The following is a 23,602-nucleotide window of genomic DNA, read 5'->3' on the forward strand; positions in this document are numbered from 1 at the left end:
GCCGACCCCACGCCGTCGGACCGCGTCGGTAGCCTGCTGAACGTGGCGCTCTACCGCAAGTACCGGCCTGCGACATTCGCCGAAGTCGTCGGCCAGGAACATGTCACCGAGCCGCTGTCGACGGCGCTGACGTCGGGCCGGATCAACCACGCCTACCTGTTCTCCGGTCCGCGCGGATGCGGCAAAACCTCGTCGGCGCGCATCATGGCCCGCTCGCTGAACTGCGTGCAGGGGCCGACCGCCACCCCGTGCGGAGTGTGTGACTCGTGTGTCGCGTTGGCGCCGAACGGACCCGGCAGCGTCGACGTCGTCGAACTCGACGCGGCCAGCCACGGCGGTGTGGACGACACCCGCGAGCTACGGGACCGGGCCTTCTACGCACCCGCGCAGTCCCGGTACCGGATCTTCATCATCGACGAGGCGCACATGGTCACCACGGCCGGCTTCAACGCGCTGCTCAAGATCGTCGAGGAGCCGCCGGAGCATCTGATCTTCGTGTTCGCCACCACCGAACCCGAGAAGGTGCTGCCGACCATCCGCTCGCGCACCCACCACTACCCGTTCCGGTTGCTGGCGCCGCGCACCATGCGCTCACTGGTCGAACACGTCTGCGCCCAGGAGGGCGTGACCGTCGACGACGCGGTGTATCCACTGGTCATCCGCGCCGGCGGAGGCTCGCCGCGAGACACCCTGTCGGTGCTCGACCAGTTGCTGGCCGGCGCGCAGGGCGATCACGTCCACTATGGGCGGGCGCTGGCGCTGCTGGGTGCGACGGACGTCGCGCTGATCGACGACGCGATCGACGCGCTGATCGCCAACGACGCCGCCGGGTTGTTCGGTGTCGTCGAGGCCGTCGTGGACGCCGGCCACGACCCGCGCCGCTTCGCCAGCGACCTGCTGGAACGGTTCCGCGACCTGATCGTGTTGCAGTCGGTGCCCGACGCCGCGGCCCGCGGTGTGGTCGACGGACCCGAGGACGTGCTGGACCGGATGCGCGACCAGTCGTCCCGGCTGGGCACCGCGACGTTGACCCGCTACGCCGAGGTGGTGCACGCCGGGCTCGGCGAGATGCGCGGTGCGACGGCGCCGCGACTGCTGCTGGAGGTGGTCTGCGCCCGGCTGCTGCTGCCGTCGGCCAGCGACACCGAGGCCGCGCTACTGCACCGCGTCGAACGCATCGAGACGCGGCTCGACATGTCGATCCCCGCAGGTGAGGCGGAGGCGTCGCAACCGGGCGCGCCGCCCAAGCAGTACGCCCGTAAGAGTCAGACCTCCGAGGTCGAGGCGCCGCCGGCGACCGAGCCGCCGCGCCCCACACCCGAGGCCGAGGCGCCCAAGACCGAACCGCCATCGGCGCACCGCCCACTGCCCACGCGTGACCCAGAGGCGCCACCGTCGCCGCCGCCGGTGCGCCCACCGTCGGATCCCGTGGTGGAGGTGCCACCGCCCGCCGCGGTCACCGGCGAGCCCAACGCCGCCGCGGTGCGCAGCATGTGGTCGACGGTGCGCGAGAAGGTTCGTGAGCGCAGCCGAACCACCGAGGTGATGCTGGCCGGGGCCATCGTCCGCGCCGTCGAGGGCGGCACCCTGGTGCTCAGCCACGAGTCCGCGCCGCTGGCCAAGCGGCTCAGCGAACAGCGCAACGCCGACGTCATCCGGGAGGCGCTCAAGGACGCGCTGGGGGTGGACTGGCAGATCCGCTGTGAGACGGGTGCGGCGCCGTCGGAACCCGCCGCACCTGCCGCACCGGTGGCGGCCCCTCGGAAACGCGACGACGACGAGGAGGAACTGCTGGCCGAGGCCGGCGCCGCCACGTCCGACGCGCCGCGCCGCGATCCGGAGGAAGCCGCTCTCGAGCTACTGCAGAGTGAACTCGGCGCACGCCCTATCGAGGGCTAGGGAGTCCACCACGGTCGCAGCGGCAGCCCGCCGTCGTGCCCGTTGCCGTCCGCCTTGACGGCCAGGACCTGATGCAGCTGAACGACATTGGTCTCGAAGCCCAGCCGTGACCCCGCCATGTAGAGCCCCCACACCTTGGCGGTCGGCAGCCCGACTTCGGCGACGGCCTCGTCCCAGTGCTCGACGAGGTTGAGGCACCAGTCGCGCAGGGTCATCGCGTAGTGGTGGCGCAGGTTCTCCTCGTGCACCACCTCCAGGCCCACATCCTGAGCCTCCAGGATGATGCGGCCCGACCCCGTCAGCTCCCCGTCGGGAAACACGTAGCGGTCAATAAAGCCTCCAGCAGCCGCTCCCGCTCGGTTGTCGGGCCGGGTGATGCAGTGGTTGAGCAGCAGCGCGCCGGTGCGCATCTTCGACTTGAGGAACCGGAAGTACGACGGGTAGTTGTGCACCCCGATGTGCTCGGTCAGCCCGATCGAGGACACCGCGTCGAACCCGTGCTCGCGCACGTCGCGGTAATCGCCGTGACGCACTTCGGCGAGGTCGGCCAGGCCCTCCTCGGCGATCGACTTCTGCGCCCACGCGGCCTGCTCCGCCGAAAGCGTCACGCCGATGGTCTTGACGCCGTGGCGGGCCGCGTAACGCACCATGCCGCCCCAGCCACAGCCGACGTCGAGCAGCCGGTCGCCCGGTGCCAGCCGCAGCTTCTCGAACACCAGCCGGTACTTGTTGTCCTGCGCCTCCTCCAGCGTGGCGTCCGGCTGCGGATAGCAGGCGCAGGTATAGGTCATCGAGGGCCCGAGCACCCACTCGTAGAACCGGTTGGACACGTCGTAGTGGTGGTGGATCGCCTCGGCGTCCCGAGTTCGGCTGTGCCGCAGGCCTTCTGCGATACGGCGCCAGCGCGGCAGCGCCTCCTGCGGGGGCGGGGCGATCGGCTTGAGGTGCTCGATGCCGATCGAGCGCACGATGTCGACGAGCACCCGCGCGGGCGGGCGCTTGAAGTCCATCTTGTCGGCCAGCGCCTTGAGCAACTCGTAGGGATCACCGGGATGCACACCGTGCGCTTCCAGGTCACCGGACACGTACGCGCGCGCCAGGCCGAGATCACCCGGAGCCGTGGCCAGATACGTGGTGCCGCGCGGGGTCAGCAGTTCCAGGCCGATCGGCGCGTCGGCGGGTCCGGCCGAGCTGCCGTCGTAGGCGCTGAACTTCAGCGGCAGTTGGCCGGCCGCGAAAATCTCCAGTATCTCGGCAAGCGTCAGCTTCCTCTCGGGGGCGTGTGCCGTGCCTTCTCGGAACGTCGTCATCGGGGGTCTCCGCTCTTGCCGCAAGCGCTCATCGTTCGCTCATCGTTATTGTCTGCTCTTCGCGCAAGCGCTCATCGTCATTGTCCGCTCTTCGCGCAAGCGCTCATCGTCTTTGCACCGCTTTCGCATACAGGTCGAGGAGTCGCGAATCTGGGTCGTACGTCTTTTTTACGGTCTTGTACGTTTCCCCGCCATAGAGTTCGTCGAACTCCTCCCGGCTGTAGTAGGCCTCGGAATACAGGGACTTGTGCCCGTCGAGTTCGCTGACCCTACGCTCGATCAGCTTGTTGGTGTGTCCCTCTTCGGGGCCGGCGGGCACCGACGACCAGAAGCCGACGTTGACGTAGGTGTGGTGCGGCCGGATCGGATACAGCGGCCAGGCCCCGCCTGCGTCCGGGCCGTCACGAAGGCGCAACGGACACAACCAGATCGGCTCGATGGGCACGGTGTCGAGGAACCAGTCCAAGAACTCGGCGACCCGGCCGATCGGCACCTCGACGTCCTGCACGACCCGTTCGCGCGGCGGTCTGCCGTTACGCTTCTCGATGCGATCGGCGATGTCGAAGCGCTGGTCGTAGCCGATGAGCTTCCAGTAGAAGCTGCTGCGCCGATACCGTCGCGGCCAGAATCGCCGGATCGTCGGGTGCTGCGCCCCGAACGCCCGCGAACACCAGAACCAGTCGGTGTCCCAGCGCCACAGGTAGTCGTGAATCGTCAACCGGTCGTGCTTGTCACCGCCGGCGTGCTGGATCGACCGGTAGTAGATCTGCTGGCCGGTGTAGTCGCTGACCGGGCCGGGCGTGCCGGTCATCGATCCCAGCGTCAGGTAGCTCTCGCCGGCCGAGAACACCACGCCGTCGACGTAGTCCACGGGGGCGCCGTCGTGCTCGTGGGTGTCGGTGATGCGCTGCATCGCAGCGACCAGGTCGTCGATCGAATCGAATCGCAAGTGCCGCAACGCCACGAAGGGCTTGACCGGCTCCAGCTCGATTTTGATGCGTACCGAATAGCCGAGAGTGCCATAAGAATTGGGAAAGGCATGGAAAAGATCGGGGCAGACGTCCCGACTTGCGGTGACCACGTCGCCGGTGCCGGTGAGGATGTCCATCTCGAGCACCGATTCGTGCGGCAGCCCGTTGCGAAACGATGCGGATTCGATGCCGAGTCCGGTCACCGCGCCGCCGAGGGTGATGGTCTTCAGTTGCGGAACCACCAGCGGCGAAAGGCCGTACGGCAGCGTGGCGGCGACGAGGTCCTCGTAGGTGCACATCCCGGCCACGTCGGCGGTGCGCGTGTCGGGATCGACGGCGATCACGCCGGTCAGGCCGGAGACGTCGAGGCCCTTGACGGTGGTCTTGGCCCGCGCGCGGAACAGGTTCGACGTGGGTTTGGCGAGCCGGACGGTCGCGTTCGGCGGGATTTCGCGGTAACTGGCGACGAGCCTGCGCACGCCCGCGGCGTGACGAGCATGTGCGTCAGTCTCGGCAGCAGACACGGATATACGCTAGTCCGCGGTCGCATCCGACGCGACCTCACCACCCCCCGACATCAAGGAGCTCCTAGCAATGGGACAGGTCAGCGCGTCCAGCACCGTCTTGATCGACGCGCCGCCGGAGACGGTGTTGTCGGCCGTCGCGGACTACGCAGGCGTGCGCCCGAAGATCCTCTCGTCGCACTACAGCGAGTACCGGGTGCTCGAAGGCGGGCAGGGTGCAGGCACCGTGGTGAGTTGGAAGTTGCAGGCGACCCAGAAGCGGGTGCGCGATGTGGAGGCGACCGTTGACGTGGCAGGCCACACGGTCATCGAGAAGGACGCCAACTCGTCGATGATCACCAACTGGACCGTCGCGCCCGCGGGTCCCGGCTCGTCGGTCACGGTCAAGACGTCGTGGCAGGGTGCGGGCGGCATCGGCGGCTTCTTCGAGAAGACCTTCGCACCGCTGGGCCTGCGCAAGATCCAGGCCGAGGTGCTGAACAACCTCAAGAAGCAGGTCGAGGGCGGCCCTGGCTAGGTCGAACCCAGGAAGCCGGCGATGCCGCGCACCACGGCGTCGGCGTACTTCTGCCTGCCCTCAGGGGTCTTCATCAGCGCGGAGTCGACGGGGTTCTTCATGTTGCCCAGTTCGACAAGGATCGACGGGTACTGCGCGAGGTTGAGCCCGGCGATGTCGGAGCGCGGGTTGAGACCGCCCGAGCCGATGTAGGTGGACGGCACGAAGCCGGACGACTTCAGTTGATCGCGCATGATCGCGGCGAACCGCGGCGACGGCCCCGCCTGCGCGTCGTTGAGCGGCGGCGCCGAGTACAGGACGTGGAATCCGCGCCCGGTCGGCGGTCCGCCGTCGGCGTGGATGCTCACGACCGCGTTGGGCTTCAGCGAGTTCGCCATCGCTGCGCGCTCGTCGACGCAGGGACCCAGGCCGGTGTCGTCACCGCGCGACATCGCGGTGCGCACGCCCAGCGCGGTGAGGGCCTGGCGGATCCGCAGCGTGGTGTCCCAGGCGAAGGTGTGCTCGGGGAAGCCGTCGTCGGTGGCTGTGCCGCTGGCCTGGCAGTCCTTCGTGCCGCCGCGACCGGTCGGCACCTGCCTGCTGATCGAGGCGTCGTTGGAGCCATTGTGGCCCGGATCGAGGAATACGATCTTGCCGGCGATGCTGGCCGGAGCGGCTTCGGCCTCGAGCAGCGGACCGGCGACCACCGTCGCGGCGACGAGCAGATAGGCGGCCACCGCGGCGCAGACACGCATTGCTCCGGTGGCCCCGACACGCAGGCGGGCAGGCACGGGCGTCACCGTAGCGGCAACCGCGACTACGCTGAAAGACCAAACCGCCACGTGCGGGCGAGGCGAGACCAAGTCGAAACCGGACCGCGACCAACAGGCAAGGGGACCAGGCATGCAACCCGGAGGCCAACCCGACATGTCGGCCCTGCTGGCGCAGGCGCAGCAGGTGCAGCAGCAGTTGATGGAGGCACAGGAGGCGTTGGCCAGCGCCGAGGTGCACGGCCAGGCCGGCGGCGGCCTGGTGCAGGTGACGATGAAGGGCAGCGGCGAGGTCGTCGGGGTGTCGATCGACCCCAAGGTGATCGATCCGGCCGATCCGGAGACGCTGCAGGACCTGGTGGTCGGTGCCATCGCCGACGCGTCCAAACAGGTCACCATCCTCGCGCACGACCGGCTCGGGCCGTTGGCCAGCGGGATGGGCAATCTCGGCCTGCCGGGGATGTAACCGCCCTCCATGTTCGAAGGACCCGTCCAGGATCTGATCGACGAGCTCGGCAAGCTGCCCGGTATCGGGCCCAAGAGCGCGCAGCGGATCGCGTTTCACCTGCTGTCGGTCGAGCCGCCGGACATCGACCGGCTGACGGCGGTGCTCAACAAGGTGCGCGACGGGGTGCGATTCTGCGCGGTGTGCGGCAACGTCTCCGACGAGGACCGTTGCCGCATCTGCTCCGACCCGCGGCGGGACGCGTCGCTGGTCTGCGTGGTCGAGGAACCCAAGGACGTGCAGGCAGTCGAGCGCACCCGCGAGTTCCGTGGGCGCTACCACGTCCTGGGTGGGGCGCTGGATCCGCTGTCCGGTGTCGGACCCGACCAGCTGCGGATCCGGGAGCTGCTGAACAGAATCGGCGAGCAGGTCGATGGCGTGGACGTCAGCGAAGTGATCATCGCGACGGATCCCAACACCGAGGGCGAGGCCACCGCGACGTACCTGGTCCGCATGCTGCGTGACATCCCGGGGCTCACCGTGACGCGCATCGCGTCGGGTCTGCCGATGGGCGGGGACCTCGAGTTCGCCGACGAGTTGACCCTGGGCCGCGCGCTGTCGGGCCGCCGGGCGATGGCCTGAGGAGAGGAACTATGGCCGACGAGGAGTACAAGGTCGAGGTCGAGCTCGGCAGCGACGAGCACCGGCTGTCGTTCTGGGAGAAGCTGCGCACGCTGGACCTCGACGACGACGCCCGCAAGCGGCTCGGGTCGACGGTGACGGTGACACGCGACGGCGACCGCATCCAGCTCTACACCCGCAGCCTCGCCGACGCGCAGGAAGCCGAGCGCACCGTGCGCGCGCTGGTGGCCGACGACGATGTGAGCGCGGGCTACACGCTCAGCCGATGGGAGCCCGCACGTCAGGAATGGGTGGATCCGGCCAGCGGACAGGAGGTCGCCGACGACGCACCCGAGTCCCCGGCGCCCGACCCGCGCTACGTGATCCTGGAGGCCTACAAGCCGGAGTTTCTGCGCGACCTGGGCCTATAGCTTCGTCGCGCCCTTTCTTTCGCCCAAACCGACGTTTCGCCGCACAAGTGCGAGTAGATCCCGCCGTTATGTCGATCTCGGGGTGGATGTCGGACCGCGGAGCAACGATGCATGCCATGGGGGAGGTATTCCTGGGCCGAGAGGCGCTGGCAGACGGAATAACGCGGCATGAACTACGGCGGTGGTACCGGACGATCTTCCGCGGCGTCTACATTCCGAAGTCGACCACGCCGACACTCTACGACCGCGCTGTCGGCGCCTGGTTGGCATCGAATCGGCGAGGCGTGCTCTCCGGTGTCGTGGCGTCGGCTCTACACGGCGCGAAGTTCGTCGATGCCGATCACCCGATCGACATCATCGACCACGAGCGCCGTCGACAACGCGGCTTGGTGATCCACATGGACCGCATCGCCGACGACGAGGTGACGAGCGTATCGGGGCTGCCCCTCACCACGCCGGCGCGGACAGCCTTCGACCTGGGCCGACTCCTGGCGCGACACGACGCGCTCGCCCGTCTCGATGCGCTGATGCGGGCGAGGCCGTTTCAGGAAGACGACGTAGCGAAGCTGTTGCACCGATACGGCCCGGCACGCGGCGTCCGTCAACTCCGCGAACTGCTGCCGTTGGTCGACGTCGGTGCACAATCGCCGCGAGAGAGTTGGCTCCGTCTGTTGCTCATCGACGCCCGTTTCCCCGTGCCGGAGACCCAGATCCCGGTGCTCGACGGCGGTTTTCCGATCGCGTATCTCGACATGGGGTGGCGCCAGCTTCGGCTCGGAGTCGAATACGATGGCGACCAGCATCGCACCGACCGGGGGCAATACGTCAAGGACATACGCCGAATCCGCATGCTCGAGGAGCGTGATTGGCGGATCGTTCGGGTCGTCGCCGAGGATCGGCCGACGGAGGTCATCGCGCGGGTGCGCGCCGAGTTCACTCGCCGGTCCGCTCGCCGCGCCCAGATGGACGAACTGGCAGGTTCTTCCAGTGATTTCGCGGCGTAACGTTGGTTTGGGCGAAAAGGGCCGCAAGGCGCGGCGGCGTGGGGACTACACCCGGCGAGGCGCGGCCAGGCGCTCCCGGCGCAACTGCTCCACCTCGTCGAGAGGCAGAGGTACCAACTCCCCGACGACACGGCTCAGCAGGTGGTCGGCCAACTCCGGGTTGCGGGCCAGGCACGGGCCGTGCAGATAGGTCGCCACGACGCTGCCCTGCACCGCGCCGTCGATGCCGTCGCCGGCACGGTTGCCCGCACCCTTCTCGACGCGAGCCAGCGGCTGCGCCTGCGCGCCGAGAGTGGTTCCGCCGCGGTGGTTCTCGAAGCCGGTCAACCGCTGGGTCAGACCCGGCAGCAACGGCTTGGACACCACCTCGCCGATCGTGCGCTCGGCCTGCGGCGAGGTGGTGAGGTCGAGCAGGCCGACGCCGTCGACCCGCTCACCCGCGGACGTCTCGTACCAGTGGCCGAGCACCTGGATGGCCGCGCAGATCGCCAGCACCGGGGCGCCCCGCGCGGCGGCCTGCTGCAGGCCCGGGTAGCGCAGCAGATGCTTGGTCGCCAACCGCTGCGCGTAGTCCTCGGCGCCGCCGAGCGTGTACAGGTCCAGTTCGGCAGGCACCGGGTCGGCCAGCGTGATCTCGACGACCTCGGCGTCGATCCCGCGTAGGCGCAATCGCTCTCGCAGTACGACGGAGTTGCCGCCGTCACCGTAGGTGCCCATCACGTCGGGCAGCACCAGCCCGATCCGCACCGTCGACTCAGGCACGGCGCTCCAGTCTCCGGTTCAGTTGCAGGAAGGCCGTGTAGTTCGCGATCACCTCGACGTGTCCGGGCGGGCACGACGCGATGGCCGCGAGCGTGTCGTGCACCAGGGTGTGCTCGACGCCTGCGTAGCCCAGTCGCACCGCGAGGTCGGTACCGCGTTCGCCGGCGGCCACGACATTCGTATCCCCGAAGTGCTCGAACCGCACGTCCCACAACCAGGACAGGTCCTCACCGTCGGGCACCTGACCGTTGACCGAGATGACGACGCCAGCACCGTGTTTGTCGACCATCGAGAGCGCCTCCTGCCAGCCGGCGGGATTCTTGGCCAACAGCACCCGCACGGTGTGCTCGCCGATCCGTATGGTGCGGTACCGGCCGGCGACCTCGTCGACCGAGGACACCGCTGCCACCGCCGCGGCCGGGTCGGCGCCCATGGTGACCGCGGCCGCCACCGCCTGGGTGGCGTTGCCGCGGTTGACGGTGCCCGGCAACGCCAGCGTCATCGGCATGGAGAACCCGTCGGGTCCGTGGATGTCGGTGTCGTCGTACCACCAGTGCGGTGTCGGCCGTTTGAAATCGATTCCGGTCGAATACCAGTCGCGTCCGTCGCGGACGATGATCTCCCCCGACCGCGGGCAGCTGACCGAGTCGTTGGCCCAGCTGCCGCCCGCGGCGACCCACACGACGTTCGGGCTGTCGTAGGCCGCCGACGTCATCAGCACGTCGTCACAGTTGGCGACCACGACCGCCGCGGGGTGACGGGCCAGCCCGGCCCGCAGCGTCCGCTCGATGTGGTTGATCTCGCCAACCCGGTCCAGTTGGTCGCGCGACAGGTTCAGCAGAACGACGACGGCCGCGTCCACCGCATCCATCACGTGCGGCACATGCATCTCGTCGACCTCGAGAGCGGCCAGGGCGGCGTCGCGGGCACCGGCCAGGGCCGCCACCAGCCCGGCGTCCATGTTGGCGCCGGTGTCGTTGGTGGCCACGGTTCGATGTCGCCGACCGCCGGGCTCCGTCGAGCCGATGGTGCGCAGGGCGGCCGCCACCATCCGCGTGGTGGTGGACTTGCCGTTGGTGCCGGTCACCACGACGCTGCGGCGGCCCGCGCCGAGCTGGCGCAGCAACGACTTGTCCAGCGCCAGCGCCACCAGCCCACCGATCATCGCTCCTGCGCCGCGGCCGGTGACCCGCGACGCCCAACGCGCACCTGCGCCCGCCGCCAGCGCGACGCGTCCACGAGTGGTGACCATCGGAGGCATTTTAGGTAGCCGACACGTTATCGAGCGACTCGGCGAGCTCCCGGGCATTGTCAGCGCACCGTGCCATCCTGACGAAGTGAGCCGAACCTGGGGTAGGCCGGCGACGGAGACCGGTGCGGGGTGGGCGGTCGTCGACGTGGAGACCACGGGTTTCCGGCCCGGCCAGGCTCGCATCGTCAGCATCGCGGCCCTGGCCCTCGGTGACGACGGCAACGTCGAACAGAGCCTGTACAGCCTGCTCAACCCCGGAGTCGATCCCGGGCCCACGCACGTGCACGGCCTGACGGCCGAGATGCTCGAGGGCCAGCCGACCTTCGCCGACATCGTCGGTTCCCTCGTCGAGCTGCTGGAGGGACGCACCCTCGTCGCGCACAACGTCGGCTTCGACTACTCGTTCCTGGCCGCCGAGGCCGAACTCGTGCGTGCCGAGCTGCCGACGGACACCGTGATGTGCACGGTGGAGCTGACCCGCCGGCTGGCTCTGGGCGCCGAGAACCTGCGGTTGGAGACGCTGGCCGCCCACTGGGGCATCACGCAGATGAAGCCGCACGACGCGCTCGACGACGCGCTGGTGCTCGCGCAGATCCTCAAGCCGGTACTGGTGCGGGCCCGCGAGCGGCGGGTCTGGTTGCCGGTGCACCCGGTAACGCGGCGAAGCTGGCCCAACGGGCTCGTCACCCACGACGAGCTGCGGCCGCTCAAGGCGGTGGCAGCACGGCTGCCGTGCGCGTACCTGAACCCCGGTCGGTACGTGGCGGGGAGGCCGCTGGTGCAGGGCATGCGGGTCGCGCTGTCGTCGGAGGTGGAGCGCACCCACGAGGAGCTCATCGAGCGGATCCTGCACGCCGGCCTGGCCTACACCGACAGTGTCGACCCGCAGACGTCGCTGATCGTCTGCAACGAACCGCGGCCCGAACAGGGCAAGGGGTATCACGGCAACGAGCTGGGCGTCCCCCTGGTCAGCGACGGCGAGTTCATGCGCAGCCTCGACACCGTCGTCGGCGGTCGGGGCATCGAGGAGTTCACCGATGCCACACATGCGGGCGACCAGTTCGCCCTGTTCTGAATGGCGATTCACCGCATCACGCTGGTGGACGTCGCGACCGCCGCGGCGCTCGCCCAGATACTGCCCGTACTGCTGCTGACCCTGGCCGTCGAGCTGCGAAGGACTCAGCTGCACCGGGGACAGCCGCGCGTCCTGCTCGGCGCCTTCCTCGTCCTGTTCGGGCTCGTCGAGACCATCCTGGTGCTGTCGATCGACGGCTCGCTCTACCCGTTCCAGTGGTTCGACCTGGTGTCGGCGCTGGTGATCTTCGCGCTGCTGGGCGTGATCTTCCGGCTCTCGCTGGTCGACTAGGTCGAGCGCGCGGCGCGGTTGACCGCCGAGACCACCGCACGCAGCGACGCAGTGGTGATCGACGTCGCGATGCCCACGCCCCACACCGTGCGCCCGCCGATGGACGCCTCGACGTAGGCCGCCGCCTTCGCCTCTTCCCCTGCCGACATCGCGTGCTCGGAGTAGTCCAGCACGTTGACGTCGTATCCGACGGCCCCGAGCGCGTCGACAAACGCCGCCAGCGGCCCGTTGCCCGCACCGACGATCTCGCGCTCTGCGCCGTCGATCTTGACCACCGCCTCGATGGTGTCGGTACCGCCGTCGACCTCTGACGCGGTGACCCTCTGGCGAATCCGCTCAAGGGGCCGAAGCGGCGTCAGGTACTCCTCGGCGAAGACGTCCCACATCTCCTTGGGTGAGACCTCGCCGCCCTCGCCGTCGGTGATCCGCTGGATCGCCTGACTGAACTCGATCTGCAGCCGGCGGGGCAGAACCAGGCCGTGGTCGGCCTTCATGATGTAGGCGACCCCGCCCTTGCCGGACTGCGAGTTCACCCGGATCACGGCCTCGTAGGTGCGCCCCACGTCGCGTGGGTCGATCGGCAGGTAGGGCACCTGCCAGAGGATGTCGTCGACGTCGGAATCCGCCTCGTCGGCGGCGATCTTCATCGCGTCCAGGCCCTTGTTTATCGCGTCCTGGTGGCTGCCGGAGAACGCCGTGTAGACCAGGTCGCCGCCGTAGGGATGGCGCTCGGGCACCGGCAACTGGTTGCAGTACTCGACGGTGCGGCGGATCTCGTCGATGTTGGAGAAGTCGATCTGCGGGTCGACGCCGCGGCTGAACAGGTTCATGCCCAGCGTCACCAGGCAGACGTTGCCGGTGCGCTCCCCGTTGCCGAACAGGCAGCCCTCGATGCGGTCGGCGCCCGCGGCGTAACCCAATTCGGCTGCGGCAACGGCTGTTCCGCGATCGTTGTGCGGATGCAGGCTCAAGATGATGGCATCGCGCGGCGTCAGGTGCCGGTGCATCCACTCGATCGAGTCGGCGTAGACGTTCGGGGTCGCCATCTCGACGGTGGCGGGCAAGTTGACGATCAGCGGCACCTCGGGAGTCGGCTCGATGATCGCGGCGACGGCGTTGCAGACGTCGACCGCATACTCCAGTTCGGTACCGGTGTAGGACTCGGGGCTGTACTCGAACCGCCACTTGGTCTGCGGGTACTTCGCGGCCTCCTCGACGCACATCCGCGCGCCGTCGGTGGCGATCGCCTTGACGGCCTCGCGGTCGGCTTTGAACACCACGCGGCGCTGCAGGATCGACGTGGAGTTGTAGAAGTGCACGATCGCCCGCGGTGCGCCCTCGCAGGCCTCAAACGTGCGCTCGATCAACTCGGGACGGCACTGTGTCAGCACCTGGATGGTGACGTCGTCGGGCACCGCACCCTCGGTGATGATCTCGCGGACGAAGTCGAAGTCGGTCTGGCTGGCCGACGGAAAGCCGACCTCGATCTCCTTGTAGCCCATGCGCACCAGCAGGTCGAACATGCGGCGCTTGCGGGCCGGGCTCATCGGGTCGATCAGCGCCTGGTTGCCGTCGCGCAGGTCGACCGCGCACCACATCGGCGCGCGGTCGATGATCTTGTCCGGCCAGGTCCGGTCGGGCAGGGCGATCCGCTCGACCTCGTCGGAGAAGCTGCGGTAGCGGCCGACCGGCATCGCCGAGCCGCGCTGGGTGTTCCAGGCGGGCTGGCCCGGATGCGGCGGGCCGACGGGCTGCTGGATCTGGCGCGCGTCAGCCGACCAGGCGAAGGCGTCAGGCGAATCGGGTGCGGGTTTCGAGAAGGTGGTCACGGTGTCTGCTCCGGGTTGTCGATGGACTCACGACCGGCGCATCGCGAACACCCGCGACGGGAAGCCGGTCTGGTCAGAACCCGTCGCGGCTGCCGAGAAGGAGCACCCGCTGCACCCGCGTCACGATACTCCCGACCCGGCCGCCACACCAAACCCGGCCGGGAGGATGACGACCGGGCCGCTGGCTAGAGTGCGAGCGTGAGGCTCGATCGACGGTGGTGGGTCGCGATCGGTGTCGCCGTCGTGGCGCTGATCGCGCTGGTGTACTCCGTGATCAGGCAACCTCCAGAGGAGTGCCGCCCGGTGCTGGAGTTGTTGGAGTTCAACACGTCGCAGGGCCAGGCCATCGAAGCCAAGAGCGAAGGCACGACAGGGTTGCCGAGCTCGGCCGACGAGATCGCCTACCGGCAGTGGGCCGACGGCCTGGCCGAACGTGCGCGCGCCATCGACGCCCCTGAGCTGCGTTTCACCGCCGTCGAGGTCGCCGACTTGGCGGACCAGTTCGTGCGCAAGCTACCCGAACTGCGCACCGCCTCGGGCGCGCAGGCCCCTGGCGCCCCCACCCCGCGGGTCGTCTACGAGATGGCTGCGCTCGACGACCAGATACAGCAGAAGCTCGCCGACCTGTCGGAGGCCTGTTCCGGCTGATCAAGGTCGGGTCCTGAGTGCCCGCCCCCCGGCGGGATAAATCGGATGCACCGAACCCCTTATCCTTGGTGCAATCTTCCCCGGCAATTGAAAGGCATGGTCAGTGGCGCTCGTCGTGCAGAAGTACGGCGGATCCTCGGTGTCGGACGCCGAGCGGATTCGTCGCGTCGCCGAGCGGATCGTCGAGACGAAGAAGCAGGGCAACGACGTTGTCGTCGTGGTCTCGGCGATGGGCGACACCACAGACGACCTGCTCGATCTCGCCCGCCAGGTGAGCCCGGCGCCGCCCGCGCGAGAGATGGACATGCTGCTGACGTCGGGTGAGCGCATCTCCAACGCGCTGGTGGCGATGGCCATCGACTCGCTGGGGGCCCAGGCCCGTTCGTTCACCGGGTCGCAGGCCGGCGTGATCACCACCAGCACGCACGGCAACGCCAAGATCATCGACGTCACTCCGGGCCGGTTGCGTGAAGCCCTCGACCTGGGACTCATCGTGCTGGTCGCGGGATTCCAGGGGGTGAGCCAGGACAGCAAGGACGTGACCACCCTGGGCCGGGGCGGTTCGGACACCACCGCCGTCGCGCTGGCCGCGGCGCTGAACGCCGACGTGTGCGAGATCTACACCGACGTCGACGGCATCTTCACCGCCGACCCGCGGATCGTGGCGAACGCCAAGCACCTCGACGCCGTGACGTTCGAGGAGATGCTCGAAATGGCGGCGTGCGGCGCCAAGGTGCTGATGCTGCGCTGCGTCGAGTACGCCCGTCGCTACGACGTTCCGATTCATGTGCGTTCGTCGTACACCGACAAGCCCGGCACCCTCGTCAAAGGATCGATAGAGGACATCCCCATGGAAGACGCCATCCTGACCGGAGTAGCCCACGACCGCAGTGAGGCCAAGGTGACGGTCGTCGGTCTGCCCGACGTTCCCGGCTACGCCGCCAAGGTGTTTCGCGCGGTCGCCGACGCCGACGTCAACATCGACATGGTGTTGCAGAACATCTCCAAGATCGAGGACGGCAAGACCGACATCACGTTCACCTGCTCGCGCGACAGTGGGCCGGGCGCGGTGGAGAAGCTGACGTCACTGCAGGAGGAGATCGGGTTCTCCAAGGTGCTCTACGACGACCACATCGGCAAGGTGTCGCTGATCGGCGCGGGTATGCGCAGCCATCCCGGCGTCACCGCCAGGTTCTGCGAGGCGCTGGCCGAGGTCGGGGTCAACATCGATCTGATCTCCACCTCCGAGATCCGAATCTCGGTGCTGATCAAGGACACCGAACTCGACAAGGCCGTCGGCGCGCTGCACGAGGCGTTCGGGCTGGGCGGCGACGAGGTGGCCGTCGTCTACGCGGGGACGGGGCGCTGACGATGGTCGACATCGGGGTGATCGGCGCGACCGGTCAGGTCGGCCAGGTGATGCGAACGCTGTTGGAGCAACGCGACTTTCCGGCCAGTTCGGTGCGGTTCTTCGCCTCCGCGCGATCGCAGGGCCGCAAGCTGCCGTTCCGCGGCCAGGAGATCGAGGTGGAGGACGCCGCGACCGCCGACCCGGCCGGTCTGGACATCGCGTTGTTCTCGGCAGGCGCGACGATGTCGCGGGTGCAGGCGCCGCGGTTCGCCGAAGCCGGCGCCGTCGTGATCGACAACTCGTCGGCGTGGCGCAAGGACCCCGACGTGCCACTGGTGGTCAGCGAGGTCAACTTCGAGAGGGATGCCGGACAGCGGCCCAAGGGCATCATCGCCAATCCGAACTGCACCACGATGGCCGCCATGCCGGTGCTCAAGCCGTTGCACGACGAGGCGGGCCTGGTGCGCATGATCGCCTCGACCTATCAGGCGGTTTCGGGCAGTGGGATCGCGGGCGTGGAGGAACTCTTCGGTCAGGCCACCGCGGTGGTCGCCGCCAGCCGGGACCTGGTGGCCGACGGCGGCGCGGTGGATTTCCCGGAGCCGTCGAAGTACGTCGCGCCGATCGCGTTCAACGTCGTCCCGCTGGCCGGTTCCTATGTCGAGGACGACTCCGGCGAGACCGACGAGGACCAGAAGCTGCGCAACGAGAGCCGCAAGATCCTCGGCATCCCCGACCTCGCGGTGAGCGGGACGTGTGTGCGTGTACCGGTGTACACGGGCCACTCGCTGTCGCTGAACCTCGAGTTCGCCCATCCTCTTTCGGTGCAGCGCGCCAAGGAGCTATTGGCAGGAGCGCCGGGTGTCGAACTGGTCGACGTGCCGACCCCGTTGGCCGCCGCCGGCGTCGACGACTCCCTGGTGGGTCGCATTCGCCAGGATCCGGGTGTTCCCGACGGGCGCGGTCTGGCGTTGTTCGTATCCGGTGACAACCTGCGAAAAGGTGCTGCGCTCAATACGATTCAGATCGCCGAATTGCTGGCCGCCGCGTTGTGACCCCATCTCGCCGAAACTCACGTTTGGGCGACAAAGTACGAGTGATGCTCGCCATTTCGTCGATCTCGGCGGTCCCGAGTGCGGTCGCTGTGCCAATTGTGCACGCACAGCCCGCAGCGCCGATCCCCGATCCCGTACTTCCGCCGCTGGCGCCTGGGCAGGTGATCCGCATCGGCCCAACGGCCGGAACCGGTACGCCCACCCGTGATTACGGTATCGGCGCGACGGATCTGTGCGAGTTCATGGAGTTCCCCAGCGGCATCCTGCAGGTGTGCGGCGACAGCTTCGCTGGTCAGGGTGTCGGCTACGGCGGCTGGTACTCGCCGATCGCGCTGCACGTCGAGACGGACTCGATCGACGATCCGGCCGGTGTGCGCTACGACGGCGTGACCGGCGTCGACAAACCACTGCTCGCCGAACCCGCGCCACGGGGCGAGTCACAGCTGCCTGCCGGCGTCGTGCAGATCAACCGGGAGAACTATCTGCTCGTCACCACTACCAAGGAGCTCGAACCGCGCACGTCACGGCTAGTGAAAGCCGATGCGGCGCAACCGCAGTGGCCGACCGTGCCGCGTTCGACGCGGGCGGCGTCCTATGCCGACGGCGGACAGTCGCAGATCAGCGGCTACTACGATCCGATCCCGCGGCCGGACTCCGAGCGCGGGTGGGTGTACATCGTGGCCAACAACTTCGACCGCACCGACCCGCTGACGCTGTACCGCACGACACCGCAGGACTTCGCGGACCGGTCCGGCTGGCAGGGCTGGTCATCGGTCGACGGCTGGGGTCATCCGCCGACACCGCTGTGGCCGGACCTGATCGGGGAGATGAGCATCCGCCAGATCGACGGCAAGACGGTGCTGTCATACTTCAACGCCACCACCGGCAACATGGAAATGCGGGTGGCCGACGATCCGACACGGTTGGGCACAGCGCCGGTGACGACGGTCGTCGTCGCGACCGAATGGCCCGAACCCGCAGAGCAACTGGGGCCGCCGGAGAACAACAGGCTGGCCCAGCCCTACGGCGGGTACATCTCACCGGGATCGACGCTCGACGAGGTGCGGGTGTTCGTCAGCCAGTGGAACACCGGCCCCCGCGGCGGTTCGCCCTACCGGGTCATCCAGTTCGCGGTGAACCCGCTCAAGCCGTGAGACGTCGAGCGGGAATCCATCCCGGCGGGATCCGCTGTGATGCGAGGGGGTTGCCTCCGATAGGCCGATCACAGTGCACGTTGGGGGACGAATCGGACTTGGTAGTCGACCCCGGCCGGATGGACACAGCATGTCTAGCGCATCGAACGTGCATCGATCAAGCATTCTTGCGAAATCAAAGTCGTCTGCTTCGACGGCTGTAACGCTTCCGCCCTGCCGAGGCACTCAGCACTGTACGCAGCACCGCACGCGCTGCCCGGAGTCGAAGGAGTGTCATGACCACCATCAAGGATGTCTTCACCAGCAGGACGGCCGCCACCGTCGAGTCGACAGTGCACCCGAGCGCGGCGTTGTTGCGCTTCGGACTGGCGCTCGTGATCGGTTGGATCGGGCTGCTCAAGTTCACCGCTTACGAGGCACAGGGGATCCAGCCGCTGGTCGCCAACAGCCCGTTCATGGGTTGGCTCTACGAGATCTTCTCGGTGACGACGTTCTCGGCGCTGCTCGGCGTCATGGAGGTCGCGACCGCGGTGCTGATCGCCGTCAAGCCGTGGTGGCCGAGAGTCTCAGCGCTCGGCAGCGTGCTGGCCATCGGCATCTTCGCGGCGACGATCAGCTTCCTGTTCACCACACCCGGTGTCTTCGAAGCGTCGGCCGGCGGCTTCCCGTTCCTGTCGGTGACGGGCCAGTTCCTCATCAAGGACGTGGTGCTGCTCGGCGCCGCGGCGTGGACCCTGGCCGATTCGCTACGCGCCGCACGGTCGACCGGAGTTACCCTCGCTGCACGATGACGGCCGTCGCCGAAGACGAAGGCGCCCTCGTCGCCGCACTGCGGTCAGGCGACGAGAGCGCATTCGCGCTGCTGGTCGAGCGCCACACCGCTGCCATGCTGCGGGTGGCGCGCGGCTACGTGTCCACCCGGGAAATAGCCGAGGACGTCGTGCAGGAGACGTGGATCGCCCTGCTCAAGGGAATCGGCGCATTCGAAGGTCGATCGAGCGTGCGGACATGGCTCTTCACGGTTCTGATCAACATCGCGAAGAAGCGGGGCCTGGCCGAACAACGCAGCGGCGACGCAGAGTTCGCCGCGTTCACCGGAAGCACGGTCGATGCGGCGCGATTCCGCAACGTGGACGACCGGTGGGCCGGGCATTGGAGGGCCGACTCCATGCCGTCGCCCTTCCCGGAGTCTCCGGAGGGATCGGTGCTCCGCGACGAGATGGTCGCCGTCGCCCGCCGCGAACTGGACAAACTGCCGGACAACCAGCGCATCGTCGTCACCTTGCGCGACATCTATGGCTTCGACTCGAAAGAAGTGACCGAATTGCTCGAGATCAGCGTCGCGAATCAACGAGTGTTGCTGCACAGGGGGCGGGCCGCCGTCCGTCAGGCACTCGAAACGTATCTGGCGGCAGGGTCATGAGCACAGGACCGATGGACTGCAACGAACTGGTGGAACTGGTCACCGCGTACCTCGACGGTTCGTTGGACCTCGATTCGCGTGCGCGCTTCGACCTGCACCTGGTGGAGTGCGACGGCTGCCAGAACTATCTGCAGCAATTCCGCACGACGATCACCACACTGGCCGATGTCGGCGATGAACTCGATCCGGAGTTCCGCAACAAACTCCTGGCGACCTTTCGAGACTGGCGGTGAGTCGGTCGGCCTCACAGCCGATTCACAGCGAAAACAGGACCGGCGCATGGGTTCGGTTCGCAGAATCGACGCCATGACTGAACCAACGTCGTCCTCCGCCGAATCCGTGACGGACCCCGCCGCGACAACTCCGCCGCCCGCACCCCCCGCGCACGTTCAGACGCGCGGGTCGCGCCTCACCACCGTCGCCGCCTGGGTCGGCATCGTCGCCGGGGTGGTGTTCATCGTCGCCGTGGTGTTCTTCTCCGGCTTCATCCTCGGCAAGAATGCCGACGGGCAGCGGGGCGGCGGGCACCGCGGCGATCACGACTCCGCGTTCTTCCATCGTGGCGGGCCGCCGATGTTCCCGATGGGTCCGCGGGCCGACGTCATGCGGCCACCCTCCGGCGCTCCCGGCATGCAGCCCCCGCAATCGCCCCAGTCGCCGAGTGCACCGACCACGACAACCACTCCCCGGCCGTAGCGTCAACCGATCGAGGGCCCGCCGTTCGCGCGCCGGGCCCTCGACTGTGGCCAACGGTTGATGACCGCGCGAGGGAAAGATCATCGAAACCGCCGTTAAAGTGCACCTATGCACTCGGCCCCCGGCGGCGTAGGGTCGCTTATACCACAGAGTCGCGAACCATTCACCTTTCGGCGTCAGGGTCCGCGTTTCCTGGCTGTGGCAGCCGGCGCCGGACAACGACGTGAAAGGAAATCGGATGACCAACCAACCCTGCGTCCGCCGACTCGTCCGGACGGCCGTCGTCGCAAGCGGTTTCGCTGTGACGGCTGCCCTGTTCACATTTCCCGCGAACGCGGAGTACAAGGAACAGGACTTCGCATCGTGCCTGGAGCGCGACATGCCCACGGATTACTGCTGCGAACACGCCGGGGGCGTGATGCGCACCGGGGCGTGTATCGATCCGGAAACCCTCAAGAACGCCGTCGAACCCGCCAACCCCGCGCTGCCGCCCCGTCAATTGCCCGACGTGACAGGGCCGCCGTTGACTGAGGTCGATCCGGGTCGCGCTCCCGTCTGCACGCTACCCATCGGCTGCACCAATGCACCCCCCGCCATCGCGGTGAATCCGGCGCCTTGAGTCTCCCGCGGTGCGCACGGATCCTCACCCGATCGAGTCACAGCCGAACGCGCCGCAGTCGCCACCCGCGGCATCAGGAACCCACCGGCCTCTGAGCCACACCGCAGGGCGCCGATTCAGGCGAATGAAGCATGCGGCCCTCGGCGATCTGCGATGTTTGGAATCGATCCACATAGGGGGACTCCCCTCACGGCGGCTCGGCCCGCAGCCGTCCGACTTCCAGGAGACCTGATGACCGAGAAGTACACGACGAACGACGCAGGCAACCCGATCTCGAGCGTTGAGCACTCGCTCACCGTCGGCCCGGACGGTCCGATCCTGTTGCACGACCACTACCTGATCGAGCAAATGGCCAACTTCAACCGGGAACGCATCCCGGAGCGTCAACCGCACGCCAAGGGCGGCGGCGCGTTCGGCCACTTCGAGGTCACCCACGACGTCAGCGAGTTCACCAAGGCGGCGGTGTTCCAACCGGGCACCAAGACCGAGATGCTCGCCCGCTTCTCCACCGTTGCCGGCGAGCGGGGTAGCCCGGACACCTGGCGCGATCCGCGCGGCTTCGCGCTGAAGTTCTACACCTCCGAAGGCAACTTCGACATGGTGGGCAACAACACGCCGGTGTTCTTCGTGCGCGACCCGATGAAGTTCCAGAACTTCATCAGAAGCCAGAAGCGGTTGCAGGCCAGCAACGTTCGCGATCACCACATGCAGTGGGACTTCTGGACGCTCTCGCCCGAGTCGGCTCATCAGGTCACGTGGCTGATGGGCGATCGGGGCATCCCGAAGACGTGGCGGCACATGAACGGCTACTCCAGCCACACGTACAGCTGGCTCAATGCCGACGATGAGATGTTCTGGGTGAAATACCACTTCAAGACCGACCAGGGCATCGACTTCCTCACCCAGGAGGACGCCGACCAGCTGGCGGGTGAGGACGGCGACTACCACCAGCGCGACCTGTACGACTCGATCGAGGACGGCGACTTCCCGAGCTGGACGCTGCACGTGCAGGCCATGCCGTTCGAGGACGCCAAGAGCTACCGCTTCAACCCGTTCGACCTGACCAAGGTCTGGCCGCACGGCGACTACCCACTGCACGAGGTGGGCAAGATGACGCTGAACCGCAACGTGACCGACTACCACACCGAGATCGAGCAGGCGGCGTTCGAGCCCAACAACATCGTGCCGGGTACGGGCCTGAGCCCGGACAAGATGCTGCTGGCCCGCGGCTTCTCCTACGCCGACGCGCACCGCCACCGGCTCGGAGTGAACTACAAGCAGATTCCGGTCAACGAACCGAAGGTCGATGTGCGCGCGTACTCCAAAGACGGTGCGATGCGGGTGCGCAACGTGACCGATCCGATCTACACCCCGAACTCGATGGGTGGGCCCGAGGCCGACCCGCGGCGGGCGGCCGAGGTGCACTGGGCCTCCGACGGCGACATGGTGCGCGTGGCCTATACGTTGCGCGAAGACGATGACGACTGGGGCCAGGCCGGCACCATGGTTCGCGAGGTACTCGATGACGAGGCACGAGATCGTTTGGTGCACAACATCGTTGGTCATGTTTCTAAGGGTGTGCGCGAGCCGGTGCTGTCGCGAGTGTTCGAGTACTGGCGCAACGTGGACCCCGACCTTGGCAAGAAGGTCGAGGAGGGAGTGCGGGCCAAGGTCGACGGCAACGGAGCCTGACAGGGGCGTCTTGCCCTCAGCGCTCGTGCTGGCATGATCGAGCTCATGAGCATTGAGGTCAAGTACACCGCAGAGTCCACCGCGTCCGGAGGTGGCCGCGACGGCCACGTCAAGTCGGCCGACGGCCAGATCGATCTCGACACCCGCCCGCCGAAGGAGGTCGGCGGCAGCGGTGAGGGCGTCAACCCCGAATTGTTGTTCTCCGCCGGCTACGCGGCCTGTTTCCTGGGTGCGTTACGGCTGATGGCGCGCAACAACGGGATCGACGTCGACGAGGCCAGCTCGATCACCGCGCAGATCGGCTTCGGCCCGGATTCCGAGGGTGGCTTCGGCCTCACCGCGCACATGATCGGCTACCTGCCCGGTCTCGAGCAGAGCACCGCCGACGACCTGATGAGCCAGGCGCACCAGGTGTGCCCGTACTCGAAAGCCACCCGCGGCAACATCGACGTCAAGCTGTCGGCGAAGGTCTAGTCGGGTGACGCTCCGGCGGCCGCGCAACGGCGGGGGTAAGGCGCCCGCCGCCGTCGCGGGCGTCGGTCTGGCGGTGGGTGTGCTGTTGGCGGCGCCGGCAGACGTGGCGTCCGCGCGTCCGTCGGACCCCGGCGTCGTCAATTATGCCGTGCTGCCGAAGGGATCGGTGGGCAACATCGTCGGCGCCACACTGCGTTTCGAGTCGGTGTTCACCGAACCGTTCCAGGCGTTCTACGTCGACGTCCCGGTCTGCAACAACTGGGCCGACATCGGCCTGCCGGATGTCTACGCCGACCCCGACCTGGCCTCCTTCAACGGTGCGGTGGCCCAGGAGTCCCCGACGGACGCGACGCACTTCGTCAAGCAGGCGGTCGGGGTGTTCGCCACGAATGACGCCGCCGAGCGGGCCTTCCGGCGCGTCGTCGACCGCACCGTCGGCTGCAGCGGCCAGACCACCGCCATGCACCTGGACAACCTCACCACCCAGGTGTGGTCGTTCACCGGCGGGCCCACCACCGCGACCGATACCGACTGGGTCAAGCAGGAGGCGGGCATCGACCGCCGCTGCTTCACCACCACTCGGAAACGGGAGAACGTTCTGCTGCAGGCGAAGGTATGTCAACCTGGCAACGGCGGTCCGGCCGTGAACGTCCTGGCCGGGGCGATGCAGAACACGCTGGGGCAATAGCGGTCGCGTGGGAGTCGGGTACCTGTAACCAAGGCGTCATCGGTAAACCGCGCGACTTTGTCGGTGTCCTCTCCGAAGATGGGTGGAAGCGGCAATCGGCCCAGCGGGAAGGGGATGGTTCG

General features: G+C 67.8%; 26 protein-coding genes. 20 read left to right on the plus strand and 6 right to left on the minus strand.

The window, feature by feature from the left end:
* The first annotated feature begins 42 nt into the window (after nucleotides 1-42).
* Nucleotides 43-1,899, plus strand: coding sequence for a DNA polymerase III subunits gamma/tau (locus tag K3G64_RS10695; RefSeq protein WP_238949737.1), 1,857 nt, complete (start codon nucleotides 43-45; stop codon nucleotides 1,897-1,899).
* On the opposite strand, the gene K3G64_RS10700 is transcribed toward K3G64_RS10695, so the two are convergent.
* Entirely contained in the window at nucleotides 1,896-3,209 is a 1,314-nt protein-coding gene (locus tag K3G64_RS10700; protein WP_238949738.1) for a class I SAM-dependent methyltransferase, read from the minus strand. The two genes, K3G64_RS10695 and K3G64_RS10700, sit on opposite strands and share 4 nt — an antisense overlap.
* Nucleotides 3,210-3,312: 103 nt before the next feature.
* Nucleotides 3,313-4,704: an FAD-binding oxidoreductase gene (locus tag K3G64_RS10705; RefSeq protein ID WP_238949740.1), complete on the minus strand. Its 1,392-nt coding sequence runs from the start codon at nucleotides 4,702-4,704 to the stop codon at nucleotides 3,313-3,315.
* A 70-nt stretch (nucleotides 4,705-4,774) separates the two neighbouring features.
* Between K3G64_RS10705 and K3G64_RS10710 the strand changes: the two genes are divergently transcribed.
* Entirely contained in the window at nucleotides 4,775-5,221 is a 447-nt protein-coding gene (locus K3G64_RS10710) for an SRPBCC family protein (protein ID WP_238949741.1), read from the plus strand.
* Here K3G64_RS10710 and K3G64_RS10715 read toward each other — a convergent pair.
* Complete coding sequence (locus tag K3G64_RS10715) at nucleotides 5,218-5,955, minus strand: Rv3717 family N-acetylmuramoyl-L-alanine amidase (protein WP_238950592.1); 738 nt, start codon at nucleotides 5,953-5,955, stop codon at nucleotides 5,218-5,220. The genes K3G64_RS10710 and K3G64_RS10715 overlap by 4 nt on opposite strands.
* A 148-nt stretch (nucleotides 5,956-6,103) precedes the next feature.
* Here K3G64_RS10715 and K3G64_RS10720 point away from each other — a divergent pair, with 148 nt between their 5' ends.
* From K3G64_RS10720 to K3G64_RS10735, 4 genes are all read left to right on the plus strand, one after another.
* On the plus strand, nucleotides 6,104-6,436 hold the full coding sequence (locus K3G64_RS10720; protein ID WP_238949742.1) for a YbaB/EbfC family nucleoid-associated protein: 333 nt from the start codon (nucleotides 6,104-6,106) through the stop codon (nucleotides 6,434-6,436).
* A 9-nt stretch (nucleotides 6,437-6,445) separates the two neighbouring features.
* Entirely contained in the window at nucleotides 6,446-7,057 is a 612-nt protein-coding gene (gene recR / locus K3G64_RS10725) for a recombination mediator RecR (RefSeq protein ID WP_238949744.1), read from the plus strand.
* Between the two features lie 11 nt (nucleotides 7,058-7,068).
* Nucleotides 7,069-7,467, plus strand: a complete 399-nt coding sequence (locus tag K3G64_RS10730) for a hypothetical protein (protein ID WP_238949747.1) — start codon at nucleotides 7,069-7,071, stop codon at nucleotides 7,465-7,467.
* Between the two features lie 116 nt (nucleotides 7,468-7,583).
* Nucleotides 7,584-8,471, plus strand: a complete 888-nt coding sequence (locus tag K3G64_RS10735) for an endonuclease domain-containing protein (protein WP_238949749.1) — start codon at nucleotides 7,584-7,586, stop codon at nucleotides 8,469-8,471.
* Between the two features lie 45 nt (nucleotides 8,472-8,516).
* On the opposite strand, the gene K3G64_RS10740 is transcribed toward K3G64_RS10735, so the two are convergent.
* Together K3G64_RS10740 and K3G64_RS10745 are read right to left on the minus strand one after the other, a co-directional pair.
* Nucleotides 8,517-9,188, minus strand: a complete 672-nt coding sequence (locus K3G64_RS10740) for a type 1 glutamine amidotransferase (protein WP_238950593.1) — start codon at nucleotides 9,186-9,188, stop codon at nucleotides 8,517-8,519.
* 37 nt (nucleotides 9,189-9,225) lie between these two features.
* The gene (locus K3G64_RS10745; RefSeq protein ID WP_238949754.1) at nucleotides 9,226-10,485 is read right to left on the minus strand and encodes a Mur ligase family protein; all 1,260 of its coding nucleotides are present in this window, start codon (nucleotides 10,483-10,485) and stop codon (nucleotides 9,226-9,228) included.
* Between the two features lie 85 nt (nucleotides 10,486-10,570).
* Between K3G64_RS10745 and K3G64_RS10750 the strand changes: the two genes are divergently transcribed.
* Both K3G64_RS10750 and K3G64_RS10755 read left to right on the plus strand, forming a co-directional pair.
* Complete coding sequence (locus K3G64_RS10750; RefSeq protein ID WP_238949755.1) at nucleotides 10,571-11,560, plus strand: DEDDh family exonuclease; 990 nt, start codon at nucleotides 10,571-10,573, stop codon at nucleotides 11,558-11,560.
* Nucleotides 11,561-11,851, plus strand: a complete 291-nt coding sequence (locus tag K3G64_RS10755; RefSeq protein ID WP_238949756.1) for a hypothetical protein — start codon at nucleotides 11,561-11,563, stop codon at nucleotides 11,849-11,851. It begins immediately after the preceding gene.
* Here the strand turns inward: K3G64_RS10755 and leuA are convergent.
* Nucleotides 11,848-13,680: a 2-isopropylmalate synthase gene (gene leuA / locus K3G64_RS10760; RefSeq protein WP_238949757.1), complete on the minus strand. Its 1,833-nt coding sequence runs from the start codon at nucleotides 13,678-13,680 to the stop codon at nucleotides 11,848-11,850. The two genes, K3G64_RS10755 and leuA, sit on opposite strands and share 4 nt — an antisense overlap.
* A gap of 198 nt (nucleotides 13,681-13,878) precedes the next feature.
* Here leuA and K3G64_RS10765 point away from each other — a divergent pair, with 198 nt between their 5' ends.
* The 12 genes from K3G64_RS10765 (at nucleotide 13,879) to K3G64_RS10820 (ending at nucleotide 23,480) form a co-directional block, all read left to right on the plus strand.
* Nucleotides 13,879-14,328, plus strand: a complete 450-nt coding sequence (locus tag K3G64_RS10765) for a hypothetical protein (RefSeq protein WP_238949758.1) — start codon at nucleotides 13,879-13,881, stop codon at nucleotides 14,326-14,328.
* Between the two features lie 103 nt (nucleotides 14,329-14,431).
* Nucleotides 14,432-15,697 (plus strand): aspartate kinase, encoded by a 1,266-nt coding sequence (locus tag K3G64_RS10770; RefSeq protein WP_238949760.1) that lies wholly within the window; start codon nucleotides 14,432-14,434, stop codon nucleotides 15,695-15,697.
* A 2-nt stretch (nucleotides 15,698-15,699) separates the two neighbouring features.
* Nucleotides 15,700-16,734, plus strand: a complete 1,035-nt coding sequence (locus K3G64_RS10775; protein ID WP_238949762.1) for an aspartate-semialdehyde dehydrogenase — start codon at nucleotides 15,700-15,702, stop codon at nucleotides 16,732-16,734.
* Nucleotides 16,735-16,778: 44 nt separating this feature from the next.
* Nucleotides 16,779-17,888 (plus strand): DUF4185 domain-containing protein, encoded by a 1,110-nt coding sequence (locus tag K3G64_RS10780; protein WP_238949764.1) that lies wholly within the window; start codon nucleotides 16,779-16,781, stop codon nucleotides 17,886-17,888.
* A gap of 275 nt (nucleotides 17,889-18,163) precedes the next feature.
* Entirely contained in the window at nucleotides 18,164-18,679 is a 516-nt protein-coding gene (locus K3G64_RS10785) for a YkgB family protein (RefSeq protein WP_255727996.1), read from the plus strand.
* Entirely contained in the window at nucleotides 18,676-19,311 is a 636-nt protein-coding gene (locus K3G64_RS10790) for an RNA polymerase sigma factor (RefSeq protein WP_238949766.1), read from the plus strand. Before K3G64_RS10785 ends, K3G64_RS10790 begins: the two co-directional genes overlap by 4 nt.
* Nucleotides 19,308-19,544 carry an anti-sigma factor family protein gene (locus K3G64_RS10795; RefSeq protein WP_238949768.1) on the plus strand — a complete coding sequence of 79 codons (237 nt, stop codon included), beginning with the start codon at nucleotides 19,308-19,310 and terminating at the stop codon, nucleotides 19,542-19,544. The genes K3G64_RS10790 and K3G64_RS10795 overlap by 4 nt, the downstream gene beginning before the upstream one ends.
* Nucleotides 19,545-19,617: 73 nt before the next feature.
* Nucleotides 19,618-20,007 carry a hypothetical protein gene (locus K3G64_RS10800; protein ID WP_238949769.1) on the plus strand — a complete coding sequence of 130 codons (390 nt, stop codon included), beginning with the start codon at nucleotides 19,618-19,620 and terminating at the stop codon, nucleotides 20,005-20,007.
* Nucleotides 20,008-20,245: 238 nt separating this feature from the next.
* Complete coding sequence (locus K3G64_RS10805) at nucleotides 20,246-20,626, plus strand: hypothetical protein (protein WP_238949771.1); 381 nt, start codon at nucleotides 20,246-20,248, stop codon at nucleotides 20,624-20,626.
* 231 nt (nucleotides 20,627-20,857) lie between these two features.
* A complete protein-coding gene (locus K3G64_RS10810) occupies nucleotides 20,858-22,318 on the plus strand; it encodes a catalase (protein WP_238949772.1) in 1,461 nt (486 codons plus the stop codon).
* Nucleotides 22,319-22,363: 45 nt separating this feature from the next.
* Nucleotides 22,364-22,792: an organic hydroperoxide resistance protein gene (locus tag K3G64_RS10815; RefSeq protein ID WP_238949774.1), complete on the plus strand. Its 429-nt coding sequence runs from the start codon at nucleotides 22,364-22,366 to the stop codon at nucleotides 22,790-22,792.
* A gap of 4 nt (nucleotides 22,793-22,796) precedes the next feature.
* Nucleotides 22,797-23,480, plus strand: coding sequence for a sensor domain-containing protein (locus tag K3G64_RS10820; protein ID WP_238949776.1), 684 nt, complete (start codon nucleotides 22,797-22,799; stop codon nucleotides 23,478-23,480).
* The last annotated feature ends 122 nt before the right edge of the window (nucleotides 23,481-23,602 follow it).

Source organism: Mycobacterium sp. IDR2000157661 (assembly GCF_022317005.1).
Classification (GTDB): Bacteria; Actinomycetota; Actinomycetes; order Mycobacteriales; family Mycobacteriaceae; genus Mycobacterium.

What these genes read in the sequence shown, in the direction of transcription:
- recR (WP_238949744.1), top strand. Translation starts at nt 6,446, where the DNA reads ATGTTCGAAGGACCCGTCCAGGATCTGATCGACGAGCTCGGCAAGCTG.
- K3G64_RS10800 (WP_238949769.1), top strand. Translation starts at nt 19,618, where the DNA reads ATGACTGAACCAACGTCGTCCTCCGCCGAATCCGTGACGGACCCCGCC.
- K3G64_RS10780 (WP_238949764.1), top strand. Translation starts at nt 16,779, where the DNA reads ATGCTCGCCATTTCGTCGATCTCGGCGGTCCCGAGTGCGGTCGCTGTG.
- K3G64_RS10745 (WP_238949754.1), bottom strand. Translation starts at nt 10,485, where the DNA reads ATGGTCACCACTCGTGGACGCGTCGCGCTGGCGGCGGGCGCAGGTGCG.
- K3G64_RS10805 (WP_238949771.1), top strand. Translation starts at nt 20,246, where the DNA reads ATGACCAACCAACCCTGCGTCCGCCGACTCGTCCGGACGGCCGTCGTC.
- K3G64_RS10720 (WP_238949742.1), top strand. Translation starts at nt 6,104, where the DNA reads ATGCAACCCGGAGGCCAACCCGACATGTCGGCCCTGCTGGCGCAGGCG.
- K3G64_RS10810 (WP_238949772.1), top strand. Translation starts at nt 20,858, where the DNA reads ATGACCGAGAAGTACACGACGAACGACGCAGGCAACCCGATCTCGAGC.
- K3G64_RS10730 (WP_238949747.1), top strand. Translation starts at nt 7,069, where the DNA reads ATGGCCGACGAGGAGTACAAGGTCGAGGTCGAGCTCGGCAGCGACGAG.
- K3G64_RS10790 (WP_238949766.1), top strand. Translation starts at nt 18,676, where the DNA reads ATGACGGCCGTCGCCGAAGACGAAGGCGCCCTCGTCGCCGCACTGCGG.
- K3G64_RS10775 (WP_238949762.1), top strand. Translation starts at nt 15,700, where the DNA reads ATGGTCGACATCGGGGTGATCGGCGCGACCGGTCAGGTCGGCCAGGTG.
- K3G64_RS10755 (WP_238949756.1), top strand. Translation starts at nt 11,561, where the DNA reads ATGGCGATTCACCGCATCACGCTGGTGGACGTCGCGACCGCCGCGGCG.
- K3G64_RS10795 (WP_238949768.1), top strand. Translation starts at nt 19,308, where the DNA reads ATGAGCACAGGACCGATGGACTGCAACGAACTGGTGGAACTGGTCACC.
- K3G64_RS10785 (WP_255727996.1), top strand. Translation starts at nt 18,164, where the DNA reads ATGACCACCATCAAGGATGTCTTCACCAGCAGGACGGCCGCCACCGTC.
- K3G64_RS10735 (WP_238949749.1), top strand. Translation starts at nt 7,584, where the DNA reads ATGGGGGAGGTATTCCTGGGCCGAGAGGCGCTGGCAGACGGAATAACG.
- K3G64_RS10740 (WP_238950593.1), bottom strand. Translation starts at nt 9,188, where the DNA reads ATGGGCACCTACGGTGACGGCGGCAACTCCGTCGTACTGCGAGAGCGA.
- K3G64_RS10815 (WP_238949774.1), top strand. Translation starts at nt 22,364, where the DNA reads ATGAGCATTGAGGTCAAGTACACCGCAGAGTCCACCGCGTCCGGAGGT.
- K3G64_RS10715 (WP_238950592.1), bottom strand. Translation starts at nt 5,955, where the DNA reads ATGCGTGTCTGCGCCGCGGTGGCCGCCTATCTGCTCGTCGCCGCGACG.
- K3G64_RS10710 (WP_238949741.1), top strand. Translation starts at nt 4,775, where the DNA reads ATGGGACAGGTCAGCGCGTCCAGCACCGTCTTGATCGACGCGCCGCCG.
- K3G64_RS10700 (WP_238949738.1), bottom strand. Translation starts at nt 3,209, where the DNA reads ATGACGACGTTCCGAGAAGGCACGGCACACGCCCCCGAGAGGAAGCTG.